General features: G+C 56.4%; 24 protein-coding genes, 2 tRNA genes and 1 pseudogene. 14 read left to right on the forward strand and 13 right to left on the reverse strand.

All coding sequences use genetic code 11. The features are described 5' to 3' along the window. Window positions 1-150: 150 nt before the first annotated feature. Both BN873_RS19480 and BN873_RS10550 read left to right on the forward strand, forming a co-directional pair. A pseudogene (locus BN873_RS19480) lies at window positions 151-492 on the forward strand (transposase); the annotation flags it as partial. Continuing rightward, complete coding sequence (locus tag BN873_RS10550; RefSeq protein ID WP_048673559.1) at window positions 483-878, forward strand: hypothetical protein; 396 nt, start codon at window positions 483-485, stop codon at window positions 876-878. The pseudogene BN873_RS19480 and the gene BN873_RS10550, both read left to right, overlap by 10 nt. A gap of 148 nt (window positions 879-1,026) precedes the next feature. On the opposite strand, the gene BN873_RS10555 is transcribed toward BN873_RS10550, so the two are convergent. The 10 genes from BN873_RS10555 to wrbA form a co-directional block, all read right to left on the reverse strand. Continuing rightward, window positions 1,027-1,116 (reverse strand) — tRNA-Ser (locus tag BN873_RS10555). Between the two features lie 86 nt (window positions 1,117-1,202). Beyond that, window positions 1,203-3,281 (reverse strand): polyribonucleotide nucleotidyltransferase, encoded by a 2,079-nt coding sequence (gene pnp / locus BN873_RS10560; RefSeq protein WP_048673560.1) that lies wholly within the window; start codon window positions 3,279-3,281, stop codon window positions 1,203-1,205. A gap of 35 nt (window positions 3,282-3,316) precedes the next feature. Beyond that, the gene (rpsO, locus tag BN873_RS10565) at window positions 3,317-3,586 is read right to left on the reverse strand and encodes a 30S ribosomal protein S15 (RefSeq protein WP_048673561.1); all 270 of its coding nucleotides are present in this window, start codon (window positions 3,584-3,586) and stop codon (window positions 3,317-3,319) included. Between the two features lie 102 nt (window positions 3,587-3,688). Next, entirely contained in the window at window positions 3,689-4,594 is a 906-nt protein-coding gene (truB, locus tag BN873_RS10570) for a tRNA pseudouridine(55) synthase TruB (protein ID WP_082161227.1), read from the reverse strand. Next, entirely contained in the window at window positions 4,594-5,007 is a 414-nt protein-coding gene (gene rbfA / locus BN873_RS10575) for a 30S ribosome-binding factor RbfA (protein ID WP_048673563.1), read from the reverse strand. Before rbfA ends, truB begins: the two co-directional genes overlap by 1 nt. Before the next feature lie 23 nt (window positions 5,008-5,030). Next, window positions 5,031-7,853, reverse strand: a complete 2,823-nt coding sequence (gene infB / locus BN873_RS10580) for a translation initiation factor IF-2 (RefSeq protein ID WP_048673564.1) — start codon at window positions 7,851-7,853, stop codon at window positions 5,031-5,033. Between the two features lie 25 nt (window positions 7,854-7,878). Next, entirely contained in the window at window positions 7,879-9,402 is a 1,524-nt protein-coding gene (nusA, locus tag BN873_RS10585; RefSeq protein WP_048673565.1) for a transcription termination factor NusA, read from the reverse strand. A gap of 43 nt (window positions 9,403-9,445) precedes the next feature. Then, entirely contained in the window at window positions 9,446-9,904 is a 459-nt protein-coding gene (gene rimP / locus BN873_RS10590) for a ribosome maturation factor RimP (protein WP_048673566.1), read from the reverse strand. Window positions 9,905-10,148: 244 nt separating this feature from the next. Then, window positions 10,149-10,225: transfer RNA gene (locus BN873_RS10595), tRNA-Met, on the reverse strand. Between the two features lie 64 nt (window positions 10,226-10,289). Further along, the gene (gene wrbA / locus BN873_RS10600) at window positions 10,290-10,886 is read right to left on the reverse strand and encodes an NAD(P)H:quinone oxidoreductase (RefSeq protein WP_048673567.1); all 597 of its coding nucleotides are present in this window, start codon (window positions 10,884-10,886) and stop codon (window positions 10,290-10,292) included. Between the two features lie 161 nt (window positions 10,887-11,047). Between wrbA and BN873_RS10605 the strand changes: the two genes are divergently transcribed. The 3 genes from BN873_RS10605 (at window position 11,048) to yccX (ending at window position 12,266) form a co-directional block, all read left to right on the forward strand. Then, entirely contained in the window at window positions 11,048-11,377 is a 330-nt protein-coding gene (locus BN873_RS10605) for a DUF4398 domain-containing protein (protein WP_048673568.1), read from the forward strand. A 64-nt stretch (window positions 11,378-11,441) separates the two neighbouring features. Then, on the forward strand, window positions 11,442-11,933 hold the full coding sequence (locus BN873_RS10610; protein ID WP_171820455.1) for a TlpA family protein disulfide reductase: 492 nt from the start codon (window positions 11,442-11,444) through the stop codon (window positions 11,931-11,933). Between the two features lie 60 nt (window positions 11,934-11,993). After that, window positions 11,994-12,266, forward strand: coding sequence for an acylphosphatase (gene yccX / locus BN873_RS10615; protein WP_048673570.1), 273 nt, complete (start codon window positions 11,994-11,996; stop codon window positions 12,264-12,266). 273 nt (window positions 12,267-12,539) lie between these two features. Here the strand turns inward: yccX and BN873_RS10620 are convergent, their stop codons facing one another. Both BN873_RS10620 and BN873_RS10625 read right to left on the reverse strand, forming a co-directional pair. After that, entirely contained in the window at window positions 12,540-14,267 is a 1,728-nt protein-coding gene (locus BN873_RS10620) for a proline--tRNA ligase (RefSeq protein ID WP_048673571.1), read from the reverse strand. 27 nt (window positions 14,268-14,294) lie between these two features. Next, window positions 14,295-14,762, reverse strand: a complete 468-nt coding sequence (locus tag BN873_RS10625; RefSeq protein ID WP_048673572.1) for a DUF4124 domain-containing protein — start codon at window positions 14,760-14,762, stop codon at window positions 14,295-14,297. A 318-nt stretch (window positions 14,763-15,080) separates the two neighbouring features. Here BN873_RS10625 and BN873_RS10630 point away from each other — a divergent pair, with 318 nt between their 5' ends. The 9 genes from BN873_RS10630 to BN873_RS10670 all read left to right on the forward strand — a co-directional run bounded on the left by BN873_RS10630 (window position 15,081) and on the right by BN873_RS10670 (window position 23,613). Then, the gene (locus BN873_RS10630; protein WP_048673573.1) at window positions 15,081-16,826 is read left to right on the forward strand and encodes an acetolactate synthase 3 large subunit; all 1,746 of its coding nucleotides are present in this window, start codon (window positions 15,081-15,083) and stop codon (window positions 16,824-16,826) included. Continuing rightward, complete coding sequence (ilvN, locus tag BN873_RS10635) at window positions 16,823-17,329, forward strand: acetolactate synthase small subunit (protein WP_048673574.1); 507 nt, start codon at window positions 16,823-16,825, stop codon at window positions 17,327-17,329. Before BN873_RS10630 ends, ilvN begins: the two co-directional genes overlap by 4 nt. An 80-nt stretch (window positions 17,330-17,409) precedes the next feature. Then, entirely contained in the window at window positions 17,410-18,423 is a 1,014-nt protein-coding gene (gene ilvC / locus BN873_RS10640; RefSeq protein ID WP_048673575.1) for a ketol-acid reductoisomerase, read from the forward strand. A 197-nt stretch (window positions 18,424-18,620) separates the two neighbouring features. Then, on the forward strand, window positions 18,621-19,361 hold the full coding sequence (locus BN873_RS10645; RefSeq protein ID WP_048673576.1) for an NYN domain-containing protein: 741 nt from the start codon (window positions 18,621-18,623) through the stop codon (window positions 19,359-19,361). 46 nt (window positions 19,362-19,407) lie between these two features. After that, complete coding sequence (gene pssA / locus BN873_RS10650) at window positions 19,408-20,199, forward strand: CDP-diacylglycerol--serine O-phosphatidyltransferase (protein WP_048673577.1); 792 nt, start codon at window positions 19,408-19,410, stop codon at window positions 20,197-20,199. A gap of 29 nt (window positions 20,200-20,228) precedes the next feature. Next, window positions 20,229-21,764 (forward strand): 2-isopropylmalate synthase, encoded by a 1,536-nt coding sequence (locus BN873_RS10655; protein ID WP_048673578.1) that lies wholly within the window; start codon window positions 20,229-20,231, stop codon window positions 21,762-21,764. Between the two features lie 11 nt (window positions 21,765-21,775). After that, entirely contained in the window at window positions 21,776-22,681 is a 906-nt protein-coding gene (locus BN873_RS10660; RefSeq protein WP_048673579.1) for a uracil-DNA glycosylase, read from the forward strand. Window positions 22,682-22,699: 18 nt separating this feature from the next. After that, window positions 22,700-23,185, forward strand: coding sequence for a ribosomal protein S18-alanine N-acetyltransferase (gene rimI, locus BN873_RS10665; RefSeq protein WP_048673580.1), 486 nt, complete (start codon window positions 22,700-22,702; stop codon window positions 23,183-23,185). Window positions 23,186-23,406: 221 nt separating this feature from the next. Then, complete coding sequence (locus tag BN873_RS10670) at window positions 23,407-23,613, forward strand: cold-shock protein (protein ID WP_048673581.1); 207 nt, start codon at window positions 23,407-23,409, stop codon at window positions 23,611-23,613. Between the two features lie 55 nt (window positions 23,614-23,668). Here BN873_RS10670 and bioD read toward each other — a convergent pair whose 3' ends face one another. Then, window positions 23,669-24,349 (reverse strand): dethiobiotin synthase, encoded by a 681-nt coding sequence (gene bioD, locus BN873_RS10675; RefSeq protein WP_048673647.1) that lies wholly within the window; start codon window positions 24,347-24,349, stop codon window positions 23,669-23,671. Window positions 24,350-24,362: the final 13 nt, after the last annotated feature.

A 24,362-nucleotide genomic window follows, 5' to 3' on the forward strand; every position in this document is an offset into this window, starting at 1 on the left:
AAAATGGACCATGCCCATCAAAGACTGGAAACAGGCCCTCAATCGCTTCGCCATTCAATTCGAGGGCCGCTTGCCACTCTCACTCCACTAACCAAAACTGCATTTACACAAAAAATTTGACAGACTCGGGACTGGCACGCCAAGGGTCGTACCAACGTCATCGGCGCCCTCCTGGGCTTGCAGCTCCTGGCCGTCGGTTTGTTTGAATCCAGTGTTAACGCTGATGTCTTCCTCGCCTGGGTCCACCAGGTTCTCCTCCCCCAGTTGCCACCGGCCGCCGTGATCGTCATGGATAACGCCGCCTTCCACAAACGCGCCGACATTCAAAACACCCTCCGTCAGGCTGGCCACACCCTCGAATACCTCCCACCCTATTCCCCTGATCTCAACCCCATCGAACACCAGTGGGCACAGGCCAAAGCTGTCCGCAGGCAAACCCACTGCTCCGTCGATGATCTCTTTCGCTCCAAGGCAGCCAGAACATGGCGCTGATTGCACAAGCCACCCGCGCGGCGGGCGGTGAACTGGCCATGCTGGATGAGGAGGACTTATCGGGGCTGCAAAGCGCGCTGGATGAGGCCAAGCAAAAACTCCAGGAACCCCAAGACGAAGCCAACGCGGCACGGGATCGGCTCTCCGAACTCAATGCCGAACTAGCGCGTGAGCAGGGCGATACCGACACCGCCGATCAACTGGAACTCGAACTAGCCAAGCGCCAAGCCCTGGCTGAGGTCGAAGCCAATCTTGCCAAAGCCCGCGCTGAAAACAACCGCGAACTGATCGCCCTCTACGAAGCACATCTGGCCAAAGAGCAGCAACTGTACGACCTGAAAGAAAAGAACCTCAAGCGCGATCAGGAAGAGGCTCGCAGCAGCTGATTTCATCGTGTCAGTTACCCCACAAAGTTACCCCAATGTTACCCCGGATGGCCTTGGAACGCTATGGACGACGACGGAAACAAAGGCGTGAAAAAACCCGCACTTGGCGGGCTTCAGATTCCGTAGTGGACGACTACGGAAGGCTATTTGGCGGAGAGAGAGGGATTCGAACCCTCGTTAGAGTTACCCCTAAACAGCATTTCCAGTGCTGCGCCTTCGACCGCTCGGCCACCTCTCCAAAGCATTACATAACGTCTCAACGAAAAAAGGCGGGTCAATATACTCGAACAGCCATACCGAGGCAAACTCGGTATGACCTGTGTTTCAGTTCAAGCCCCGCATACTTAAGCGGACTCGACCTTGTTTGTCGATTTCCAATACCTTGACCTTGACCACATCACCCACTGCGAGTTTGTCGCTGACGTTTTGCACCCGTTCCTCACAAATCTGCGAGATATGCACCATACCGTCGCGGCCGGGCAAAATCGCTACGAATGCGCCGAAATCCATGATACGCACCACCTTACCCTCGTAGATCTGACCGACTTCCACATCGGCGGTAATCTGCTCAATGCGGCGGCGCGCTTCGTCGCCAGCGGCTTTATCAACCGCAGCAATTTTGATGACGCCATCGTCATTGATGTCGATGGTGGTGCCGGTTTCTTCGGTAATCGCGCGGATCGTGACGCCACCCTTACCGATCACATCGCGGATCTTCTCAGGATTGATCCGTAAAGTGGTATAGCGCGGCGCGTGTTCGGACAATTCTGCGCGCGGTTGGGTAATGACTTCAGCCATCTTGCCCAGAATGTGCAAGCGCCCATCACGGGCTTGCGCCAGCGCCTGCTCCATGATCTCACGGGTAATACCATCGATTTTGATATCCATTTGCAAGGCGGTAACGCCATCGGCGGTCCCTGCCACCTTGAAATCCATATCACCCAAATGATCCTCGTCACCGATGATATCGGTCAGCACTGCAAACCGATCCACATCTTTGATCAGACCCATGGCGATGCCAGCCACCGGCGCTTTGATCGGTACGCCGGCGTCCATCAACGACAGGCTGGCGCCGCAAACCGAAGCCATTGAGCTGGAGCCATTGGATTCAGTAATTTCCGACACCACCCGCACCGTGTAGGGGAATTGTTCCGGCGTGGGAATCATCGCCTGTACCCCGCGCTTGGCTAGCCGACCGTGACCGACCTCGCGGCGCTTGGGGCTACCAATCTGGCCGGTTTCTCCAACCGAATACGGCGGAAAGTTGTAGTGAAACAGGAACGGCTGACGATACTCACCTTCGATGGCATCAATGATTTGGGAATCTTTGTCGGTACCGAGCGTGGTAACCACCAACGCCTGGGTTTCACCGCGGGTGAACAAGGCCGAACCGTGAGTGCGCGGCAGCACGCCAACCCGAACCGTGATCGGACGCACGGTGCGGGTATCGCGACCATCGATACGGGGCTGTCCGGCCAATACGCGACCGCGTACCACTTTCTTCTCCAAGGTCGAAAAGGCGTTGCTGATGGCCGTTTCAGACCAGCGCCCCGGTTCCTGCGCGGTCAATTGTGTGCTCAATTGACTTTGAATTTCCCGCACGCGCTGTTGACGGGCCAGTTTATCGGCAATTTGATAGGCATCGCCCAGTGCCGTCTCGACGGCGCCCACCGCGCCCATTAACGCAGGATCGCCGGCGGGTGGCTGCCAATCCCATGGCCGGATACCGGCTTCGGCTACCAGCTCTTTAATAGCGCGAATTACCACCTGCATCTGTTCGTGGCCGAACATGACCGCACCCAGCATCACCGCTTCAGATAGCTGCTTTGCTTCAGATTCGACCATCAAGACCGCACGTTCAGTACCGGCCACCACCAAATCCAACTCCGAAACTTTCAGCTCGGTACGGCTCGGATTCAGCAGATACTCGCCGTCGAAATAACCGACGCGAGCGGCCGCAATCGGTCCCTGAAACGGTACACCGGATAGCGCGACCGCCGCCGAAGCACCGATCAATGCCGGGATTTCCGGATCGACCTGGGTGTTTAAGGACAACAACGTGGCAACGATCTGGGAGTCGTTGGTAAATCCATCGGGAAACAAGGGGCGCAATGGCCGATCAATAAGCCGTGCAGTCAGTGTCTCACCTTCGGAAGGGCGGCCTTCGCGGCGAAAAAATCCGCCGGGAATCCGACCAGCCGCATAGCTGCGCTCCTGATAATCCACCCGTAGCGGGAGAAAATCCCGACCCTCCACGGTTTCCCTGGTGGCCACCATGGTGACCAACACCACCGTATCGGCCATATTCACCAGCACCGCGCCGCTGGCCTGCCGAGCGATTTCGCCGGTTTCCAGAGTGACTGTGTGCTGACCGTATTGAAATGTTTTCTTAATGGGCGTCACAAAAGCGTCCTATGCGGAGGGAAAACAGCAAAATATTAGCGGCGCAAGCCAAGGCGGCTAATCAAGCCCTGATAGCGCTGTAAATCCTTGCTTTTCAGGTAATCCAGCAGCTTGCGGCGCTGGTTGACCATTTTGAGCAAACCACGCCGAGAGTGGTGATCTTTCTTGTGATCACCGAAATGCGACTGCAAGCCATTGATACGATTGGTCAATAGGGCAACTTGGACCTCTGGCGAGCCGGTGTCGGCGGGACCGCGCTGGAAATCCCGCAGGATCTCGGTCTTTTGTTCAGTAGTAAGCGGCATTTGAGCAAAACTCCAATTCAGATTGCATCAAGCAGTAAAGATAAACGGTAAATATTAACCCCAGCGGGCGAAAATCAACAAGGGAACCTGGTAAGCATTAGGTCATTGCGCCACCAATCGGCGTGGCGCCACTCGACCATCATCCAAGATTTCGCCAATGCCGAGAAACAGCTCGTTGCCCTGGTACAAGCGAACCCAACCAGCGGTGGGCGCACGCGGCACCAGCACCGCCTGGCCTTGGCGCAGATAGAAAGCACTATCACCAAAAACAGTAATCGCTGGCCATTTCGCGACCGGGGTATCCATGGGCAGCAACACCTCATCCAAAGCGGCCAAGCCATGCTCAGCACGCTCGCGCAGCGCATCTAAGCTCACCATGCGTGTTGTATCGTAAGGTTCCACAGCGGTGCGGCGTAGAGTCGATACATGCGCGCCGCATCCCAGGGCTTCGCCGATATCGACCGCCAGCGTACGCACGTAGGTCCCCTTCGAGCAACGCATTTCGCATTCCAGTTCATCGGATGTTTGACGCAACAAACGCAACTCGTGGATGGTCACCTCACGGGGCGTTCGTTCGACCTCAATCCCACGCCGAGCCAGTTTGTACAGTGGCTGGCCATCACGCTTCACAGCCGAATACATCGGCGGGATTTGCTGGAGCGGGCCGATAAACTGTTGCAATACGGCTTCGATCTGTGTACGGCTCCAAGAGCCGACTGGCCGAGCCGTAACCACTTCGCCCTCGGCATCCCCCGTAGTGGTGGTAGCGCCTAAGAGGCAGGTAAAACGATAAGCTTTATCGGCATTTAATAATACGCCGGACAGCTTGGTGGCCTCGCCCAAACAGATAGGCAACAACCCGCTCGCCAAGGGGTCCAAGCTGCCGGTGTGGCCGGCCTTTTGCGCTTGATACAGTCGCTTGACCGCTTGCAGCGCCGCATTCGAGGTCCAGCCATTGGGTTTATCCAGCAATAAAACCCCATTGATCGGACGGCGGTTGGCTTTGATCACACCGGTTTCTCTGCGCCGACCTCATCCGCTGATGAAGGATCATCGTGATGCTTGCGGGCATCATCCGCGACGGCGGTATCAATCAAGGCCGATAGCTGGGCAGCGCGTTCAATCACTTCATCGTAGCGGAATTCCAGTTTCGGCACGGTGCGGATATGCATGCGCCGTCCCAGTTCGCGTCGCAACAACGGCGCGGCGTGATTGAGTTCGGCCACCCGCTCGGCCCGCTCAGCCGGATCGCCGAGCAAAGTGACATAAACGCGCGCATGGGCTAGGTCCCGACTTACATCAACGCTGGTCATTGAAATCAAAGTCAAGCGCGGATCACGCAATTCATCGCGGATCAGCTCCGCCAATTCGCGCCGAATTTGTTCGCCGATCCGACGAGTACGCGGATATGCCTTGATCATGATCTCGAGTCCTTCCTAAAGCACTACAGGGTCCGCTCGACCTGTACCCGCTCGAACACTTCAATATGGTCACCTTCGCGCACATCGTTGTAATTGCGCACCCCCATACCGCATTCCATGCCGGCTCGGACTTCGGCAATGTCATCTTTAAAGCGCCGCAATGAATCCAACGCTCCTTCAAAGATAACCACATGGTTGCGCAAAACGCGGATTGGGTTGTTGCGGCGCACGACGCCATCAACCACCATACAACCAGCCACCACCCCAAACTTGGGCGAACGGAACACGCCACGCACCTCGGCCAGACCGATGATTTCTTCCTTGAACTCTGGCTTGAGCATACCAACCATCGCCCGCTTGACGTGATCGATCAGCTCATAGATGACGCTGTAATAGTGCAGCTTCAAGCCTTCTTCTTCGGCCAGTTTCTTAGCAACACTATCGGCGCGTACGTTGAAACCGATCACGATGGCCTTGGCATTGCGGGCCAGGTTCACATCGGATTCATTGATGCCGCCAACCCCGCTGGCGATGATCTTGACCTGGACCTCATCAGTGGATAAGCGCGTCAGCGCATCGACGATGGCCTCGGCCGAGCCTTGCACATCAGCTTTCATCACCACGTTAAGGACATTGACCTGTCCGGCCTCAAATTGCTTGGAGATGTCGTCCAGGCTGATCGCCGGTTTCTTAGCCTGTTCTTCGCGCAGTTTGTTCTGGCGAAACAAAGCGATTTCACGGGCTTTGCGCTCGTCGGCAACGACGATGACCTCATCACCGGCCCGGGGAGCGCCGGACAAGCCGAGGACTTCAACCGGAATCGACGGCCCGGCTTCGTTGGTATTTTGGCCAGCTTCATTGAGCATGGCCCGGACTCGGCCGTACTCCAACCCACTGAGAATCACATCTCCTTTACGCAAGGTACCGCTTTGAATCAATACGGTCGCCACCGGACCACGGCCCTTATCAAGGCGTGATTCGATCACCACACCCTTAGCCGAACCTTCCACTGGAGCCTGCAATTCGAGCACCTCGGCTTGTACCAAGATTTGCTCCAGCAACTGATCGACACCGGTGCCGGCCTTGGCCGAGACGTAGGAGAACAGCGTATCGCCACCCCATTCCTCGGAAATCACGCCCTGCACCGAGAGCTCGCTCTTAACCCGCTCTGGATCGGCGCTCGATTTATCCATCTTGTTGACGGCTACGACCAAAGGCACCCCAGCGGCGCGGGCGTGCTGGATAGCCTCCAAAGTCTGCGGCATCACCCCATCATCGGCCGCGACTACCAAGACCACCACGTCGGTCGCCTTAGCACCCCGCGCCCGCATCGCGGTGAACGCAGCGTGTCCCGGTGTATCCAGGAAGGTGATCACTCCCTTGGCGGTGCGCACATGATAGGCACCGATATGCTGGGTGATGCCACCGGCTTCACCGGCTGCCACGCGAGTGCGGCGGATATAATCGAGCAGCGAGGTCTTGCCGTGATCGACATGACCCATGATCGTCACGACCGGAGGGCGCGGCAGCGATTCACCACGACTGGTGTCGGCCGTCAATTCTTCTTCAAGCGCATTTTCATTGAGGATCTTGTAAGAATGCCCCATTTCTGAAACAGCGAGGGCGGCGGTATCCTGATCGATGACCTGATTGATGGTCACCATCAATCCCATCTTCAAAAAGACCTTGATGACTTCGGTGGCTTTCACCGACATTTTTTGCGCCAGATCCGCCACACTGATAGTCTCGGGGATAATGACTTCACGCATGACCGGCGCAGTGGGTTTAGCAAAGCCATGCCGAGATGCCGTCATGGGCAAGGAGGGTTTGCCTCCCTTGCCTTTTTTCGGCTTACGGCGATCCGCTTTATCCAATACCTGCTGCAAGTCGCCCCGTCTTGGTGCTGGGAATCGGTCGTCCTGCGGGGCATCGTCGCGACGCGGGAAAAGATCTACCACAGCCCCATCAGTGCGTGCTTTAACGGCCGGCCGTGCCGAAGGCTCAGGGCGTTTTTTGCCAACTTTCGTGTCCGGCGCGGAACCGGGTGGCCTTTTCGCTCTCGCCGCTGCCGATCCGGCCTCGCTGGCATCGGAACGGCGTTTTACGTCATGGCCACTCACAGTCGGCCCCAGTCCGCTAGCCGAAGCAGAGATGGTTTCGGGCACCCGGGCGGGTACCGGCCGCTCCATCACTTTGCGACGACTATCCTGCTCAGCCCGGCGGCGGGCTTCAGCTTCCTCACGGCGGCGGGTTTCAGCTTCAGCTTCTTCACGGCGACGGGCTTCGGCTTCGTTTTCCTCATGGCGATGAGCTTCGGCGCCAAGTTCCTCGTGGCCACGGACCTCGGCTTCAGTCTCCTCCGGGGCGGAAACGTGATCTACAGGCGATGGATCACGCTCAGGTTTTGTTGCCTCGGCCATCTCGGCAGGCTGCCGATCTTCGAGCACTTCAGCGGTGATTCGGGTGACTGGCATTGGCTCAATCACCGGCACCTGGGGTTCACTGGCGCGCGGTGTCTCGTCTTCCACCAAGCTGCGCTTGACATACGTCCGTTTTTTACGGACCTCAACGCTGACAGTCTTGACTTGTCCGGCCATACTGCCGGCCATCTTGATCTCGCTGTGCGTCTTGCGCTTAAGCGTTATCCGCTTGGGTTCAGCCGTCGCTTGACCGAGCTGGCTACCATGAGTCTTACGTAGATGCGCCAATAAATCGACCTTCTGTTTTTCTGTGACCGTGCCATCCGCGTCAGCAACCATAATACCCGCTTCGGCAAATTGCTCTAATAAGCGATTGATCGGTATCCCGACAAAGGCTGCAAATTGTTTGACCGTTACATCCGTCATTTACCACCCCCAGGGCGAGCCGACCCTAATGCTCATTCGAAAACCAAGGCGCTCGCGCCGTCATAATCAGTTTGGCGGCTCGCTCATCATCCAGCCCGGCGATGTCGTTGAGATCGTCCACCGACAGCTCAGCCAAATCTTCCATCGTCAATATGCCGCGGCTCGCCAATAAAACAGCCAATTGCTCGTCCATGCCCTCCATCTGCATCAAATCTTCCGCCGGGTACGGATCATTGAACCGCTCTTCAGCAGCGATGGCGCGTGTCAACAAGACATCGCGTGCCCGTTCCCGTAGAGCGTCGATGATCTCTTGGTCGAATTCCCGGATTTCCAACATTTCATGAACGGGCACATAAGCGACTTCTTCCAATCCGGCAAAGCCTTCACGCACCAAGATTTCGGCGATTTCCTCATCAATGCCTAACTGCTCGACGAACATTTGGCGCAAGTCTTCATCTTCCTGACCGCGCTGGGCCTGGGCCTGGGTCTTGGTCATCACATTCAGAGTCCAACCCGTCAAACGGCTAGCCAATTGCACATTTTGGCCACCTTTGCCGATGGCTTGAGCCAGTTGTTTTTCCTCGGCGACGATGATATCCATGCTATGGGTATCCTCATCGACGACGATGGATTCCACCTCGGCCGGCGACATGGCGTTCATGACAAAGCGGATCGGGTCATCGTCCCATTGCACGATATCGATTCGTTCCCCAGCCAGTTCGTTGGTAACGCTTTGCACCCGAGCGCCCCGCATACCAACGCACGCGCCGACTGGATCGATTCGAGTATCCTTGCTTTTGACGGCGATTTTGGCGCGCGACCCAGGATCACGGGTGGCACCTTTAATCTCAATGATCCCTTGATTGATTTCAGGGACTTCCAGAGTGAACAGGGCGATCAAAAATTCCGGCGCCACCCGGCTGATAAACAGTTGGGGTCCCCGACTTTCGAGACGCACATCCTTAAGGTAACCGCGCACCCGCTCACCAATACGAAAGGATTCGCGAGGATTAAGATCGTCTCGGGCGATTTTTGCCTCGACATTGCCACCAACATCAATGATGACGTCGCCCCGATCCAACCGCTTCACCACGCCACCAATTAATTCACCCTTGCGGTGCAAATAGGCATCAACGATCTGGGCGCGCTCGGCATCACGAACTCTTTGGACAATGACTTGCTTGGCGGTTTGAGCGGCGATTCGGCCCCCAAAGCCGGCATTTTCCAGGGGAATTTCAACATAGCTACCCAACTGGGCATCGGCCTGGATGCCACGGGCTTCGTCTAAAAGGAGTTGTCGGGCCGGATTTTCAACTTGCGCAGCATCCGCCACCACCAGCCAGCGCCGAAATGTTTCATAATTTCCGGTACGCCGATTAATCGTCACCCTCACGTCGGGATCACCCTCATAACGCTTTTTCGCAGCGGATGCCAACGCAACTTCCAAAGCACCGAAAATAACCTCTTTGCTGACTCCCTTTTCATTGGAGACAGCATCTACCACCAGTAGAATCTCTTTGTTGCCTTCTTTGCTGTCTTTCAAGCCCATGTCGTTTTGCCTCCCAGCCGCATCCGCACATCGCCATGCCGCTTCAAAGTTCGGGCACCAGTCGGGCCTTCTCGATTCGCTCCAGGGGCACCCGCCATTCTCGGCCCGCCCCGTCAACGATCACCACATCGTCTTCACGCATTCCGAGTAGGCGTCCTACCAATTTGCGCCTTCCTTCCAATAGCTCTCGTAATTGAACCCGCACCTCCGAACCGGCAAAACGGATGAAATGTTGAGGCTCGAACAAGGGCCGATCCAAACCCGGCGAGGAAATCTCTAGGGTATAACGGCCCACGATCAGATCTTCGACATCCAGCACACCACCCAACTGATGACTGACCCGCTGGCAGTCGTCCAGGGTGATACCCTTTTCGCCATCGATATACACCCGCAATAGAGACCGGTCGGGGCGAGCGTGGAATTCTACGCCGACCAACTCATAACCCATGCCCTCTACTGCAACCGCAAGCAGACGTTTAACTTTCTGCGGATCTCGGTACATGATCTCGCCGACTGAAAATAAAAAATGGGCCAGCGGCCCACTCGTTCACCAAATCCGATCACCTCAACCAGCTACAAACCGTCTCGAAAACCTTATCATCTCAAAGGCGGTACGGTACACTTCCTTTAGGTGTTCACCTTTGAAACCTTTTCCCAGCCTTGAGGCCAAGTGCGATCCCTAAGCTCCATCAAGAAGGTGGTGTGACCATCACATAAAAAAAGCCCTTAACGGGCTTCCCTGAGTATGGTAGCGGGGGCAGGATTTGAACCTACGACCTTCGGGTTATGAGCCCGACGAGCTACCGGACTGCTCCACCCCGCATCTGAGAAAGAAAGCATAACATTAATTATTAAGCCCTTCAAGCATTCTATAAAATAGAACGGGGTTACGTTTTTCTCAATTTTCGCGCTACTTCGGCCAAACGATGGCCCATCGCCCGGCACAGTCGTTTCTCTTCTTGATCGAGGCCACCTCGTGGCGCTGGCCCAGCCCAGTGGCTTGCGCCGTAGGGGGTACCACCAGAGCGGGTATTGTGCAGATCCGCCTCCGTGTAAGGCAGACCCATCAGGACCATCCCATGATGCAAAAGCGGCAACATCATGGTCAATAAGGTGGTCTCATGGCCACCGTGCAGGGTGGCGGCCGACGTAAAAACGGCGGCCGGTTTACCGACAAGCGCACCTGCCAACCAAAGATCGCCAGTAGAATCAAGAAAGTATTTGAGAGGCGCTGCCATATTACCAAAGCGCGTCGGACTCCCCAAGGCAAGGCCATCGCATTCCCAAAGATCATCTAAGCTGGCATAGGGCGGGCCGTCAGGGGGAATATCATCCTCGGTCGCCTGGCAAACAGCCGAAACCGAGGGCACGGTGCGCAACCGCGATATCATGCCGGCCACTTCCCCTACACCACGGGCTATTTGACGCGCCATTTCGGCAGTTGCTCCTGTCCGACTATAATAAAGAATCAATATCTCTCCCATTGCGGTCATTTACCCTGTTGGAAGTACCCGGCAATTGATGTGGACCAACGTATTATACGGATACTAAACCGCCATCTGACCCATTCTAGCCCAACGTTCCACTGTCTTGACGCCTTTGGCAACCGATGCTAGCGTTGGCAGCAACCCCTGATTATTTGCCAATGCCACGGCCTCGTTTTTTTCTTAAAGCCTTGACCACCAAACTCACGTTATTGGTCGCGACGCTCTTGTTGGCTGCTTGTGCGATTGCGCCTGTGCAAGAGATGAGCGATGCCCGGCAAGCTATCCGCTCGGCTGAGATAGCTGGCGCGGCATGGCGCTCACCCGTCAGTTTCGTGACATCCCACCGTCTCCTGCTCGAAGCACAAACCCATTTGCAAGCGGGTGATTACCCCCGCGCCCGCCAGCTCGCCATCGACGCACGCAATCAGGCCATTAACGCACGAGAAAAGGCCATCCAGCCTGTACCCATCCGGCCAGTCTCCCCCTAGACTATTGATCCCCTCAACATTCAGCACGACAAAGACCGTTGACATGCATTTATCAAGCTCTTGCTTGACTGATCAAATCCGGGTCGGGCTGCTCTTCGGCATACTGCTGTTGGCCGCAACATCGCCGACCGGCGCGCAAAACCTGGACTTTTCCTTACCGGGTCTGGACCAGCAGCCAGTGAGGTTGGCCGATTTTCGCGGTCGGTGGGTGATCGTTAACTTTTGGGCGACTTGGTGTACACCCTGCTTACTGGAAATGCCCGAACTGCAAGCATTCCACGAGCAGTATCACAACCGCGCCACGGTCATCGGCGTCAACTATCAGGATCTTGCGGCCAGCGACATCCGCGCCTTTACTGAACGGCTCGCGATTCATTTTCCCATCGCTTTAAGCCACGGCAATCCGCTATCCGGTTTTCCGTTGAAGGGCTTGCCGACCACTTTTCTGATTTCCCCCACCGGTAAATTAGTCGATACGCATCTTGGCACCGTCAATGCCGCCATGCTGGCGGAGCGGTTGGCTGAGTTGGAGAAAATGGGTGAACCGAAACGCTAGGCCATACGCGATCATCGCGCGCAACACATCTCCGGTGTCCTCCCTGCTTAGAGGAATGCCATGAAAACAACCTGTCTACGCTGTTATGTTTCGGGCCGGGTCCAAGGTGTGGGATTCCGCTACGCCACGGCTGAAAAAGCCTCTGGGCTGGGGGTAACCGGTTATGTCCGCAACCTGCCGGATCGACGAGTGGAAGTTTTGGCCTGCGGCGATGAAAGAGCCGTCGCGGCACTGTGTGAGTGGCTTTGGCAAGGCCCCTCACTGGCGCGAGTAAGTGAGGTTCGCCGGGAATCGGCACCCTATCAGGATTTTGGCGACTTCCGTATCGAGTAAATCAGTCCCGCAAAAATTTTCCAAAGCCCCTTGAATTATCCACAGGGTTATGCAGTGTCTCTTTTATAAGGCTTTCGGTCGGTTGCCTAACCAAAAACTGGTCAATATTCCAGTAGTTGTCTACAACTTTATAATAAATATAAAAAAAACAGCCGTTCAAAAAGATATCAATGCCTCACCGTCCCATTGGCGATCCGTCTGTGGATATAGCGTGGAAAAGTTATCCACAGACTTATCCACAGGTTAGCCATACGGCATCGTGCCGCTCTTCCATCAGATGGAACCACCCTGGCCGGTAATAAGACGCTGACGCAACCATTCCACAATATCCGTTCGCCCCACCAGAGTACTATCCGAATCGCACCGTCCACGATACTCCAGTTGACCGGCCGCCAGATTCCGGTCACCGATGACCAGGCGATGCGGGATGCCGATCAACTCCATATCGGCAAACATAACCCCAGGTCGGGCAGCGCGATCATCCAACAGCACATCCATTCCGGCGGTGAGCAATTCTTGATAAACCGCTTCAGCGGTTTCGCGCACGCTGGTGGACCGAGCAGCGCCCAAAGGCAGTAGGGCCACTTGAAAGGGCGCCATCGCGGCTGGCCAGATGATGCCGCGTTTATCATGGTTTTGCTCGATAGCGGCAGCCACGACTCGCGATACCCCAATCCCGTAGCAGCCCATGGTCACCGTCGCTGGCTGGCCGTTTTCACCCAGCACGACCGCGTTCATGGCAGCACTGTATTTTTGACCCAGTTGAAAGACATGACCCACTTCGATCCCGCGCGCGATAGCCAAGGTGCCGCGATCATCCGGACTGGGATCACCTTCAATCACATTGCGCAGGTCGGCCACTTCAGGTTCTGGGCAATCACGCCCAAAATTGACCCCGGTCAAATGCCAATCATCGGCATTTGCCCCCATCGCCATATCCGCCATCCTAGCGACGGTGCGGTCGGCAATAATCGGACCACCAAAACCGACTGGACCAAGCGAGCCGGGACCGGCACCGAATGCCGCCCTGATCGCGTCGGGGCTGGCGAAGGTCAGCGGGGTTTTAATTTGAGGTAATTTCTCGGCCTTGATCGTGTTCAATTCATGATCGCCGCGAATCAAGAGCAATACCGGTTGGCTATCCACCCCTTCGACTACGATGGCTTTGACCGTTCGTGCAATCGGCAGATTAAGAAACGCGCAAAGATCGGCTATCGTCTTGACACCGGGGGTAGAGACGCGAGTCAACGCTTCGCTCGGCAACGACCTCTCACTGGACGGGAATAGCGCCTCGGCAAGCTCGACGTTGGCGGCGTAATCGCTGCCGGTGGAAAACGCAATAGTATCCTCACCGGAATCGGCCAGGACGTGGAATTCCTGCGAGCGATTGCCGCCGATACTGCCCGAATCGGCCAACACCGCCCGAAACTTCAAACCAAGACGAGTAAAAATACGGGTATAGGCGTCATACATGGCCTGATACCCCTCTTGCAGCGATGCCTGATCCAGGTGGAAGGAATAGGCATCCTTCATCAAAAACTCCCGCGCCCGCATCACGCCATAACGTGGCCGGACCTCATCGCGGAACTTGGTTTGAATCTGATAAAAATTGACCGGCAACTGCTTGTAACTTTTGATCTCGCGCCGGAATAGCTCGGTAATGACCTCCTCGTGAGTTGGCCCAAAACAGAAGTCACGCTGGTGCCGATCCACGATTCGCAACAGCTCTGGACCATATTTTTGCCAGCGGCCCGACTCGTGCCATAACTCGGCTGGCTGCACGGCGGGCATTAACAACTCCAATGCACCGGCGCGATCCATTTCTTCACGGACCACCGCCTCGACCTTGCGCAGCACCCGCAATCCCAGCGGTAACCACGTATAAATGCCGGCTGCGAGTCTGCGAATCAGACCAGCCCGCAGCATCAGCTGGTGGCTGATGACCTCGGCATCGGCTGGGACTTCCTTAACGGTGAATAGCGGAAAGCGGGATACGCGCATGAATGGGCCTTGGGCAAGAGCAGGAGGTCACGGATTACAGAAGTAGTCTTGGTCTTTTTGCGCTTTTTTCAGCTCGGCCTCGCGCGCGGCGGGATCGAGAGCGACTTTATTACCTTGCGCGTCGGTTTTTACTACTGGGCTATCGCTTTGCAAGGTCGTGACATTTTTCTTGGCGGCTTCACAGTTTTTTGTGCGCAGATCATCCGCTTCCTTCTGGGCTTCCTCAACTTGCTTTTTCTCTGCCTGCTCCTGCTCAGCGACCTTTTTGGCCAAATCCGCCTGCGCTTTATTGAGATCCTGAGCGGGGGCCGGCCCTTGCTCCAAGCCGGATGACTTACGCACCATCTCGTACTTTACGCCGGAAGGCGGCGCCAGCTCCGTATACTGGACCTGGCCTTGTGCATCGGTCCATTTATAAATTAACTGCTGAGCTTGGGCGACACTCGCCACACCCCAACTTACAATCAGCGCCCATTGCAGCGTTTTTTTTAACATGCGATTCCTCCAAAGGGTTCGGATAACGGGAAAATGGCGCCTGGCTACCAGGATACTCCGGGCGTTGTAACAGGATTTTGCTCGAAATCAATGTCGTGTAGTATAACCAGCCCGCAAGACTCGCGCCCAGCAGGTATTGACCACTTTCACGACGAGTTGTGCCTGCCGGCATACCCCAGCCACAGAGCGGTCATCCCGCCCAGCCGTGGCCCCGGCTAGGCCACCCACCGGCCCCGTCGTCGATACGCCAATCTTCCCGCGTCGATTCGTCTTGTCAAGCCGTAGTCCCTAAACCACTGACCATGAGGAATCAACATCATGGAACTTCTTACTGGTGCCGAAATCCTGATCCGCTGTTTAAAGGAGGAAGGCGTCGAATACCTGTTTGGCTATCCCGGCGGCGCGGTGCTGCATATCTATGATGCCATCTACGTCCAAGATGATGTCAAACATGTGCTGGTGCGCCACGAACAAGCCGCCACCCACGCCGCCGACGGCTATGCCCGCGCCACCGGCAAAACCGGCGCGGTGCTGGTCACTTCCGGCCCTGGCGTCACCAATGCGGTCACCGGTATCGCCACGGCCTATATGGACTCCATTCCGATGGTGATCATCTCCGGCCAGGTGCCCACCCCGTTGATCGGCAATGATGCCTTTCAGGAAGTGGATTCGGTCGGCATCACCCGACCCTGCGTCAAGCATAATTTTCTGGTCAAAGACATCACCAAGCTGGCCGAAACCATCAAAAAAGCGTTCTACATCGCCTCGACCGGCCGGCCCGGCCCGGTGCTGGTCGATATCCCCAAGGACGTGACTATTGCCAAGGCCGAATTCCATTATCCCAAGAAGATCAAGCTGCGCTCTTATAATCCGACCGTGAAAGGCCATGCCGGCCAGATTCGCAAGGCAGTGGATTTGATCCTGTCGGCCAAGCGCCCGATGCTCTATACCGGCGGTGGCGTGATTTTAAGCGAGGGATCATCGGAATTGGTCGAGCTGACGCAACTGCTCGGCTATCCGATTACCAACACCTTGATGGGTTTGGGCGCCTATCCGGCCACCGACAAGCAGTTTATCGGCATGTTGGGAATGCACGGCACCTATGAATCCAACATGGCGATGCACCATTGCGACGTGCTGATCGCCATCGGCGCCCGTTTTGACGACCGGGTAACCGGCAAGATCGACCGCTTCTGCCCGGAGGCGCGCATCGTTCATGTTGATATTGATCCGTCCTCGATTTCCAAGAACGTCCGGGTGGACATCCCCATCGTCGGCTCGGTGGCGCATGTGCTGCGGGCGATGATCAACGTGATCCGCGACGAGAAGCTCAAGCCCGACACCGAGGCGCTGGCCAAGTGGTGGCGGCAAATCGACGAGTGGCGAGCGGTCAAATCTTTGAGTTATCGTAACAGCGATACGGTCATCAAACCCCAGTTTGTAGTGCAAAAGCTGTATGAGGTCACTAAAGGCAAAGCCATCATCACCTCGGATGTGGGTCAGCACCAGATGTGGGCGGCGCAGTATTACCATTTCGACCGGCCGCGCCAGTGGATCAATTCCGGCGGCCTGGGCACGATGGGTTTTGGCCTGCCGGCAGCGATGGGCGCCAAGTTCGCCTTTCCCGATCAGGATGTGGCCTGCATCACCGGCGATGGCAGCATTCAGATGATGACCCAAGAATTGGCGACCATGAAGCAGTATGGTACCCCGGTCAAGATCATCAATCTGAATAACGGCTATCTGGGCATGGTGCGGCAGTGGCAGGAGTTCTTCTATCAGAAGCGCTATTGCATGACCTATTTCGAAGCGCTGCCGGATTTCGTCAAGCTGGCGGAAGCCTACGGCCACGTTGGGATGCAGATCGAGAAGCCGGGTGATGTGGAAGGGGCGTTGCGTGAGGCGTTCGCCCAAAAGGATCGCACGGTATTTCTGGATTTCATCACCGATCAATCCGAAAACGTCTTCCCGATGATCCCCTCTGGGGGCAGTCAGAATGAAATGCTGCTGGCGGAACGCGATGAGATGATCTCGCCTCACGACGAAGGGATGGTACTGCTGTGAACAACAATAACGAACGTCATTTGATCTCGATTCTGCTGGAGAACGAAGCGGGGGCACTGTCGCGGGTCGCCAATCTGTTTTCGGCGCGTGGCTACAACATCGAAAGCCTGACTGTGGCTCCCACCGATGACGAAACCCTGTCACGCTTGACCTTAGTCACCTACGGCAACGAGCAGATCGTCGAGCAAATTGTCAAGCAACTCAACAAATTGATTGATGTGGTCAAGCTGATCGACCTCAGCGAAACCGACGCCATCGAGCGCGAGCTGATGCTGGTCAAAACCAAGGCCACCGGCGAGTTGCGGGCGGAAATGAAGCGGCTGGCCGATATTTTTGGCGGCCATGTGCTCGATGTCACCGATGCGACCTACACCATCGAATTGACCGGAACGGCTAGCAAGCTCGACAACTTCCTGCACGCCATCGACAAAGAGGCGATTCTTGAAGTCGTCCGCTCCGGCGCCACCGGGATTGCGCTCGGCCAAAAATCGTTGCGTGCCTGATCCTTAACCCTCCTTTACACCGTCCCCGTCGCACGTTCTGGTCGGGGGCGGTTGATATTCACCTCCTTCGGAACCTGCCCATGAATATTTATTACGACAAAGACGCTGATCTATCCCTCATCAAAGCTAAAACCGTCGCCATTATCGGCTACGGCTCTCAAGGCCACGCCCACGCGCTCAATCTGCGCGATTCCGGCGTCAACGTCATCGTCGGCTTGCGCGCCGATTCCGCGTCGGCGGTCAAAGCCGAGAAAGCCGGCCTGACGGTCAAGCCGGTCGAGGACGCGGCAGCGGCGGCCGATGTGGTGATGATTCTGGCCCCCGACGAGCATCAGAGCCAAATTTACAAGCAAATCGAACCGAAGCTGAAGAAAGGCGCGGCCCTGGCCTTCGCCCACGGCTTCAATATTCACTTTGGCGGGGTGGTGCCGCGCGCCGATTTGGATGTAATCATGATCGCGCCCAAGGGGCCAGGCCATCTGGTGCGCTCGACCTACACCCAGGGCGGCGGCGTGCCCTCCCTGATCGCGGTGGCGCAAGATGCTTCCGGGCAAGCCAAGGAACTGGCGCTATCCTATGCCTCCGCCAACGGTGGCGGGCGGGCCGGGGTGATCGAAACCAGCTTCCGCGAAGAGTGCGAAACCGATCTGTTCGGCGAGCAGGTGGTGCTGTGTGGCGGGCTGACTTCCTTGATCCAAGCAGGCTTCGAGACCTTGGTAGAAGCGGGCTATGCCCCGGAAATGGCCTATTTCGAGTGCTTGCACGAGGTGAAGCTGATCGTCGATCTGATCTACGAGGGTGGCATCGCCAACATGCGCTACTCGATTTCCAACACTGCCGAGTATGGCGATTTGACGCGCGGCCCGCGCATCATCACCGACCAGACCAAGGCCGAGATGCGCAAGATTCTGAAAGAAATCCAGACCGGCCAGTTCGCCCGCGAATTCATCGCCGAGAATCAAGCCGGTGCGCCGGTGCTGCGCGCCAATCGCCGCATCAGCCGCGAGCACCCAGTCGAGCAGGTTGGCGATAAATTGCGCGGCATGATGCCGTGGATCAAGGCCAACCGACTGGTCGATACCAGCAAGAACTAACGCAATCCTTTGCAAGCAGGGCGCGGTCTGAGCGAACAACACCAAATCGACGCCCTGCTTTCTAAAGGGACTTAAAGGCAATTTCCCAGAATGTTTCAATCGCCCGTGGCCGGGCGAAACCGCATGGCAAAGGTTACGTCTCTCCCATGCACAATGATCCCCCCGAAGAGGGGATTTCAAACTAAAGTTTATTTTCGATGAATGATGATCTACCGAACCAGCGTCGGCTTGCAGTTTTAATCGATGCGGATAACGCACAGCCCAAAATCATCGAAGGGCTACTCAAAGAAGTGGTCAAATATGGGGTTCCTAGCGTAAAACGTATTTACGGCGACTGGACAACGCCGAATTTAGCGGGATGGAAAGCCGCGCTATTAGATCATTCCATTCAGCCCATCCAGCAATTTCGCTATACCGTCGGGAAAAACGCCACCGATAGCGCCATGATTATCGATGCAATGGATTTGCTGTATACCCGTCGCTTTGAAGGTTTTTGCCTCGTCTCCAGTGACAGTGATTTTACCCGGCTGGCCTCCCGCATCCGTGAAGAGGGGTTGTTGGTCTTCGGCTTTGGTGAGGAAAAAACCCCAAAAGCGTTTGTCTCAGCTTGCGATAAATTTATTTTTACCAAGGTTCTCTTGGCTGAAGAAGATCCGGCCGCCATCATCGGCACACAAGAAACCAATAAGCTCAAAAGCGATACCAAACTCGTCAATCTGTTGCGTGGGGCGGTGGATGCCGCTTCAGACGACAGTGGTTGGGCACATTTGGCTGCGGTCGGCCATCATATCGCCAAGCAGGCCGCCGAATTTGATTCGCGCAATTACGGTTACAAAAAGCTGGTTGATTTGGTAGCCGCCTTAAATCTTTTTGAAATCGATAGGCGTTCTCAAGGCACCATTTACCTGCGGGATAAACGTACTAAGTCATCATCCTGATTCTATTGAATCTCCAATGCTCTCCTTTCCTTAAGATCGATCAACGATGAACGAACCCACTCCCGAAACCCGCCGTCCGCGTGGGCTTTATCTCGTTCCTAACCTCTTTACCACCGCCGCCCTATTCTGCGGCTTCTACGCCATTATCGCCGCCTTACACGGCCGCTTCGAACCTGCCGCAGTCGCGGTATTTATCGCGATGGTGCTGGATGGATTGGACGGGTTTGCGGCGCGGATGACCCACACGGAAAGTGAATTTGGCGCCCAATATGACAGCATGGCTGACCTCGTGTCTTTCGGCTTAGCGCCAGCTTTGATCATGTATCAATGGGCGCTGGGGAGCATGATCACCATGGGGCCGTTTCTCTCCAAGCTCGGTTGGCTGGCCGCTTTTTTCTATACGGTGATGGCTGCACTGCGCCTGGCCCGCTTTAACGTCCAATCAGGCAGCACCGACAAGCGCTATTTCATCGGCCTGCCCAGCCCTTCGGCCGCCGCGATTGTGACCGGCTTCGTCTGGTTCGGCACCGACTTGGGCTTTACCGGTATTCAACTCTTATGGCCAGCGCTTATTATTACCGTCAGTGCCGGGGCGCTGATGTTTAGCAAAATTCTTTATTTCAGCCTTAAAAAAATCAATCTGCGCGGCCGGGTACCGTTCATGGCCGCATTGCTGGTGGTATTAACGCTGGTCGTGATTTCCATTGATCCGCCCAAGGTTCTGTTCACCGGTTTTCTACTCTATGTGCTATCTGGGCCAATCCTTTTTCTGGGACGGCTGCGGCAACGCGCCCGCCGCCGTAACCAGCCACCTGCGGAACCGCCCACTCAGAAATAACGGGGCCATTCCCTGTTGGAGACCTTCGCATGAACCCATTGATCATCTTTGATACCACCTTGCGCGACGGCGAGCAGAGTCCCGGCGCATCAATGACCAAGGAAGAGAAAGTCCGTATCGCCAAGAGCTTGGAGCGGATGCGGGTCGATGTCATCGAAGCGGGTTTCCCCATCGCCAGTCCCGGTGATTTCGAAGCGGTACGAGCGGTAGCCCGCGCGGTCAAGGGTAGCGTGGTCTGTGGGTTGGCCCGCGCCGCCGACGCCGATATCGACCGGGCCGGCGAGGCGTTGAAGGAAGCGGCCGCCTGTCGCATCCACACCTTTATCGCCACCTCGCCAATTCACATGCAGATGAAGCTGCGGATGACACCGGATCAGGTGGTGGAACGCGCCATTGCCGCCGTCCAGCGTGCCCGGCGCTGGACTGATGACGTGGAATTTTCTGCTGAGGATGCTGGTCGTTCCGAGTTGGATTTCCTCTGTCGGATCGTCGAGGCAGCCATCAAAGCGGGGGCCAAGACCATCAATATCCCGGATACAGTCGGCTATAACGTCCCCGACCAGTTCGCCCATACCATTCGAAGCTTGATTGAACGAGTGCCGAATGCTGATCAGGCGGTCTTCTCGGTCCATTGCCACAACGACCTCGGCTTGGCGGTGGCCAATTCACTGGCAGCGGTCCTGGCTGGGGCGCGACAGGTGGAATGCACCATCAATGGCCTCGGCGAACGGGCCGGTAACGCCTCGTTGGAAGAAATCGTGATGGCCGTGCGCACTCGCCACGATATCTTCCAGCTCGAAACCCGTCTCGACACCACCCAGATCGTGCCCACCTCGCGGCTGGTTGCCAATATCACCGGTTTTCCGGTGCAACCCAATAAAGCCATTGTCGGCGCCAATGCGTTTGCCCACGAATCCGGTATTCATCAGGATGGGGTGCTCAAGCACCGTGAAACCTACGAAATCATGCGAGCCGAGGATGTCGGTTGGAGTACCAACCGGATGGTGCTGGGCAAGCACTCCGGCCGCAATGCGTTCCGCACCCGGTTGGAGGAGCTGGGGGCCAGTTTCGCCTCCGAGGAGGAGCTAAACGCCGCCTTTGCCCGCTTCAAAGAACTGGCCGATAAAAAACACGAGATTTACGACGAAGATCTACAGGCGCTGGTCACGGACGCCAATTTAGCGGCGGAAAACGAGCGCGCACAACTGCGTTATCTACGGGTTTGTTCGGAAACGGGCGAGACCCCATGCGCCCACATTACCCTGACGCTGGATGGCGAGGAACGCAGCGCGACCGCTGAGGGTGGCGGCCCGGTCGATGCCTCATTCAAGGCTATCGAGAGCATCTTGCAAACCGACACCGATCTACTGCTCTACTCGGTCAACAACATTACCAGCGGCACCGATGCGCAAGGTGAGGTCACGGTGCGAATCGCCAAAGACGGCCGAATCTTCAACGGCCAAGGCGCGGATACTGATATCGTGATCGCCTCCGCTAAAGCGTACATCAACGCGCTCAACAAGATCCTGCAACCAACCGAGCGCGCCCATCCGCAATTGTTGTAAGTGCCGGCGCTATGAATTCCGAGGACCGTCGCCGCTATTATTTGCAGGCGCTGGAGATTTCGTTGTGGTTGCCACGACAGCCATCAGCAATCCAACCCGCGACCGCCGGTCCCTCACCGGCCCTGCCGGAGGACCATGCGACGGCTGATCCGGCGCCAGCCCCAGGTCTGGAGAAATTTGCCAAAACGGTGCCGGTCGAGGCTGCGATGCTGGCTGCACCAGCCAGCACCGAATCCTGGATTGAAGATGATTGGATGCCAGCGATGGACGATGATTGGGAATTACTGACCGATAGCGACGACCCGGCAGAGACCGCCGTAACGGCCATCGATCATCGGGCGGCATGGATCGCCGACTTGGCTTGGGACGCTCTGGCCGAAGCCGTCCAGCAATGCACGGCATGTCATCTGTGTACCTCTCGCACGCAAACGGTCTTCGGCGTCGGCGACCGCCAAGGGGATTGGCTGATCGTCGGTGAAGCGCCAGGCGCTGATGAAGATCGTCAAGGTGAACCGTTCGTCGGTCGGGCCGGCAAACTCCTGAACCCGATGCTCCAGGCTATCGGCCTCCAGCGTGAGCAGGTCTTTATCGCCAATATCCTCAAATGTCGGCCACCGGACAACCGCGACCCCGCACCGGCTGAAGCGGCCCGTTGCCGTCCGTTCCTGGAACGGCAAATCGCCCTGCTTCAACCGCGCATTATCCTGGCAGTCGGCCGGATCGCCGCACAAAACCTGCTCAATACTGACACGCAAATCGGTAAGTTGCGTGGCCAGATCCATCGTTTCGGAACGGCGCAAATTCCGCTGGTCGTTACCTATCACCCGGCCTATCTGCTGCGTTCACCGCGTGAGAAGCGCAAAACCTGGGATGATCTGCGGCTGGCCCGCCGTGCGTTGGCCGGCACCGCACCTTAGTCCGACTGGTGCTACGCGATGAATGCCTTGCGAGAACGCTTCGCCAACCGGCTGCGGCCGATGCAGTTTATCGATCTGAAACAGGTCCTGGCGATTGAGAAGCGGGCTTACGAATTCGCTTGGAGTGAAGGCGTCCTGCGCGATTGCATTCAAGTCGGCTATCAGTGTTGGGTTTTAGAGGTCCCACACAGCGTTATCCAAGGTTACGGAATCATGTCGGTGGCGGCCGGTGAGGCCCACATCCTCAACCTTTGCGTGCGACCAGAACTGCAAGGGCGTGGCCTGTCGGGGCAAATTTTGGATCACTTGCTGGCAGTAGCGAGCGCCATGGACAGTCAAACCGTATTCCTGGAAGTGCGGCCCTCCAATCGGCCAGCACTCCGGCTTTATGCTGGAGCCGGCTTTTGCGAAGTGGGTTTACGGCGCGGCTATTATCCGGCAACCACCGGTCGAGAGGACGCCTTAGTATTGGCCAAAGAGTTAAATACTGGACGCTCTTTCTGAAAAACGCTTAGACGATTGTGCTTGCCCCATTTATCTTCTTGGCATATAGTGCCACGCTGTTAGCACGTATGAAGCTCAAGTTAGTGAATGTGTTCGTCCTCCGTAACCCCCTCGTCGGTCTACAATCCGGTTCGTCATCTTCCCGCACTAGCTTCTTGTACGGCTTTCTCGGGCGTAAGCCCAGCTATTTTCAACATTTGTTTCAGGAAATACGAAAATCTATGGTCACTGGCACCGTCAAATGGTTTAACGAATCGAAAGGCTACGGCTTCATCACCCCCGACAGCGGTGGCGATGACCTGTTTGCGCATTTTTCCGCCATTCAGGCCCGCGGCTTCAAGACACTCAGAGAAAATCAGAAAGTGTCCTTCGACGTCACAACCGGCCCCAAAGGCAAGCAAGCAACCAATATCAAACCGATTGATTAAGTTTTAGTTTCGGTTGGTTCTTAGTCCTAAAGCCCGGTTCGCCGGGCTTTTTGATTCAGATCGCCGGCGCAAAACCCGGTAAAACCGATAATCGCAGCGCGGCACTCGCCGAATCACTCATCTCTCCATAGGGCACAACGCCGACTAACGGTGCCTCCAGCCGATTTTGCAAGCAGGCGAGATTGGCGACAAAGCGCCCCATCGCCGGGTCGATTCGGTTGGCAATCCAGCCGGCCAGATGCAAATTGCGGTACGTTATGGCTTCAGCGGTCAACAGCGCATGGTTGAGACAGCCTAGCCGCATTCCGACCACCAAAATCACCGGCAACCCCAAGCGCTCCGCCAAATCGGCCGTATCGTGCTCCTCATCAAGCGGTACGCGAAAACCGCCTACCCCTTCGACCCAGATGACATCGGCCAGCGTCTGCAACATCTCTAACGCTTGCTGAATCACCTTTAGGTCAATCGGCCGATCCGCTTCTAAGGCGGCGATATGAGGCGCAATGGCCGGCGCATAGAGAAACGGGTTGACCCACTCCAACGGCGGCTGCACGGAACTGGCAGCTAGCAATCGCGCCACATCGCCATTTCGACCATCCGCATCGACTCCGGCGGCAATCGGTTTCATACCGATAGCGCTGAAGCCCAGTCGCTGAGTGGCTCGCAGCAAAGCGCACGTCACATGGGTTTTACCCACGTCGGTATCGGTGCCGGTGATAAAAAATGCCGTCTGCATGGTTTGATGGCTG

This window comes from Candidatus Competibacter denitrificans Run_A_D11, from assembly GCF_001051235.1.
Classification (GTDB): Bacteria; Pseudomonadota; Gammaproteobacteria; order Competibacterales; family Competibacteraceae; genus Competibacter_A; species Competibacter_A denitrificans.

Coding starts and splice junctions, on each gene's coding strand:
- BN873_RS10550 (WP_048673559.1), top strand. CDS start 483: ATGGCGCTGATTGCACAAGCCACCCGCGCGGCGGGCGGTGAACTGGCC.
- rpsO (WP_048673561.1), bottom strand. CDS start 3,586: ATGCCGCTTACTACTGAACAAAAGACCGAGATCCTGCGGGATTTCCAG.
- rbfA (WP_048673563.1), bottom strand. CDS start 5,007: ATGATCAAGGCATATCCGCGTACTCGTCGGATCGGCGAACAAATTCGG.
- infB (WP_048673564.1), bottom strand. CDS start 7,853: ATGACGGATGTAACGGTCAAACAATTTGCAGCCTTTGTCGGGATACCG.
- nusA (WP_048673565.1), bottom strand. CDS start 9,402: ATGGGCTTGAAAGACAGCAAAGAAGGCAACAAAGAGATTCTACTGGTG.
- rimP (WP_048673566.1), bottom strand. CDS start 9,904: ATGTACCGAGATCCGCAGAAAGTTAAACGTCTGCTTGCGGTTGCAGTA.
- wrbA (WP_048673567.1), bottom strand. CDS start 10,886: ATGGGAGAGATATTGATTCTTTATTATAGTCGGACAGGAGCAACTGCC.
- BN873_RS10605 (WP_048673568.1), top strand. CDS start 11,048: ATGCCACGGCCTCGTTTTTTTCTTAAAGCCTTGACCACCAAACTCACG.
- yccX (WP_048673570.1), top strand. CDS start 11,994: ATGAAAACAACCTGTCTACGCTGTTATGTTTCGGGCCGGGTCCAAGGT.
- BN873_RS10620 (WP_048673571.1), bottom strand. CDS start 14,267: ATGCGCGTATCCCGCTTTCCGCTATTCACCGTTAAGGAAGTCCCAGCC.
- BN873_RS10625 (WP_048673572.1), bottom strand. CDS start 14,762: ATGTTAAAAAAAACGCTGCAATGGGCGCTGATTGTAAGTTGGGGTGTG.
- BN873_RS10630 (WP_048673573.1), top strand. CDS start 15,081: ATGGAACTTCTTACTGGTGCCGAAATCCTGATCCGCTGTTTAAAGGAG.
- ilvC (WP_048673575.1), top strand. CDS start 17,410: ATGAATATTTATTACGACAAAGACGCTGATCTATCCCTCATCAAAGCT.
- BN873_RS10645 (WP_048673576.1), top strand. CDS start 18,621: ATGAATGATGATCTACCGAACCAGCGTCGGCTTGCAGTTTTAATCGAT.
- pssA (WP_048673577.1), top strand. CDS start 19,408: ATGAACGAACCCACTCCCGAAACCCGCCGTCCGCGTGGGCTTTATCTC.
- BN873_RS10655 (WP_048673578.1), top strand. CDS start 20,229: ATGAACCCATTGATCATCTTTGATACCACCTTGCGCGACGGCGAGCAG.
- BN873_RS10660 (WP_048673579.1), top strand. CDS start 21,776: ATGAATTCCGAGGACCGTCGCCGCTATTATTTGCAGGCGCTGGAGATT.
- rimI (WP_048673580.1), top strand. CDS start 22,700: ATGAATGCCTTGCGAGAACGCTTCGCCAACCGGCTGCGGCCGATGCAG.
- BN873_RS10670 (WP_048673581.1), top strand. CDS start 23,407: ATGGTCACTGGCACCGTCAAATGGTTTAACGAATCGAAAGGCTACGGC.
- bioD (WP_048673647.1), bottom strand. CDS start 24,349: ATGCAGACGGCATTTTTTATCACCGGCACCGATACCGACGTGGGTAAA.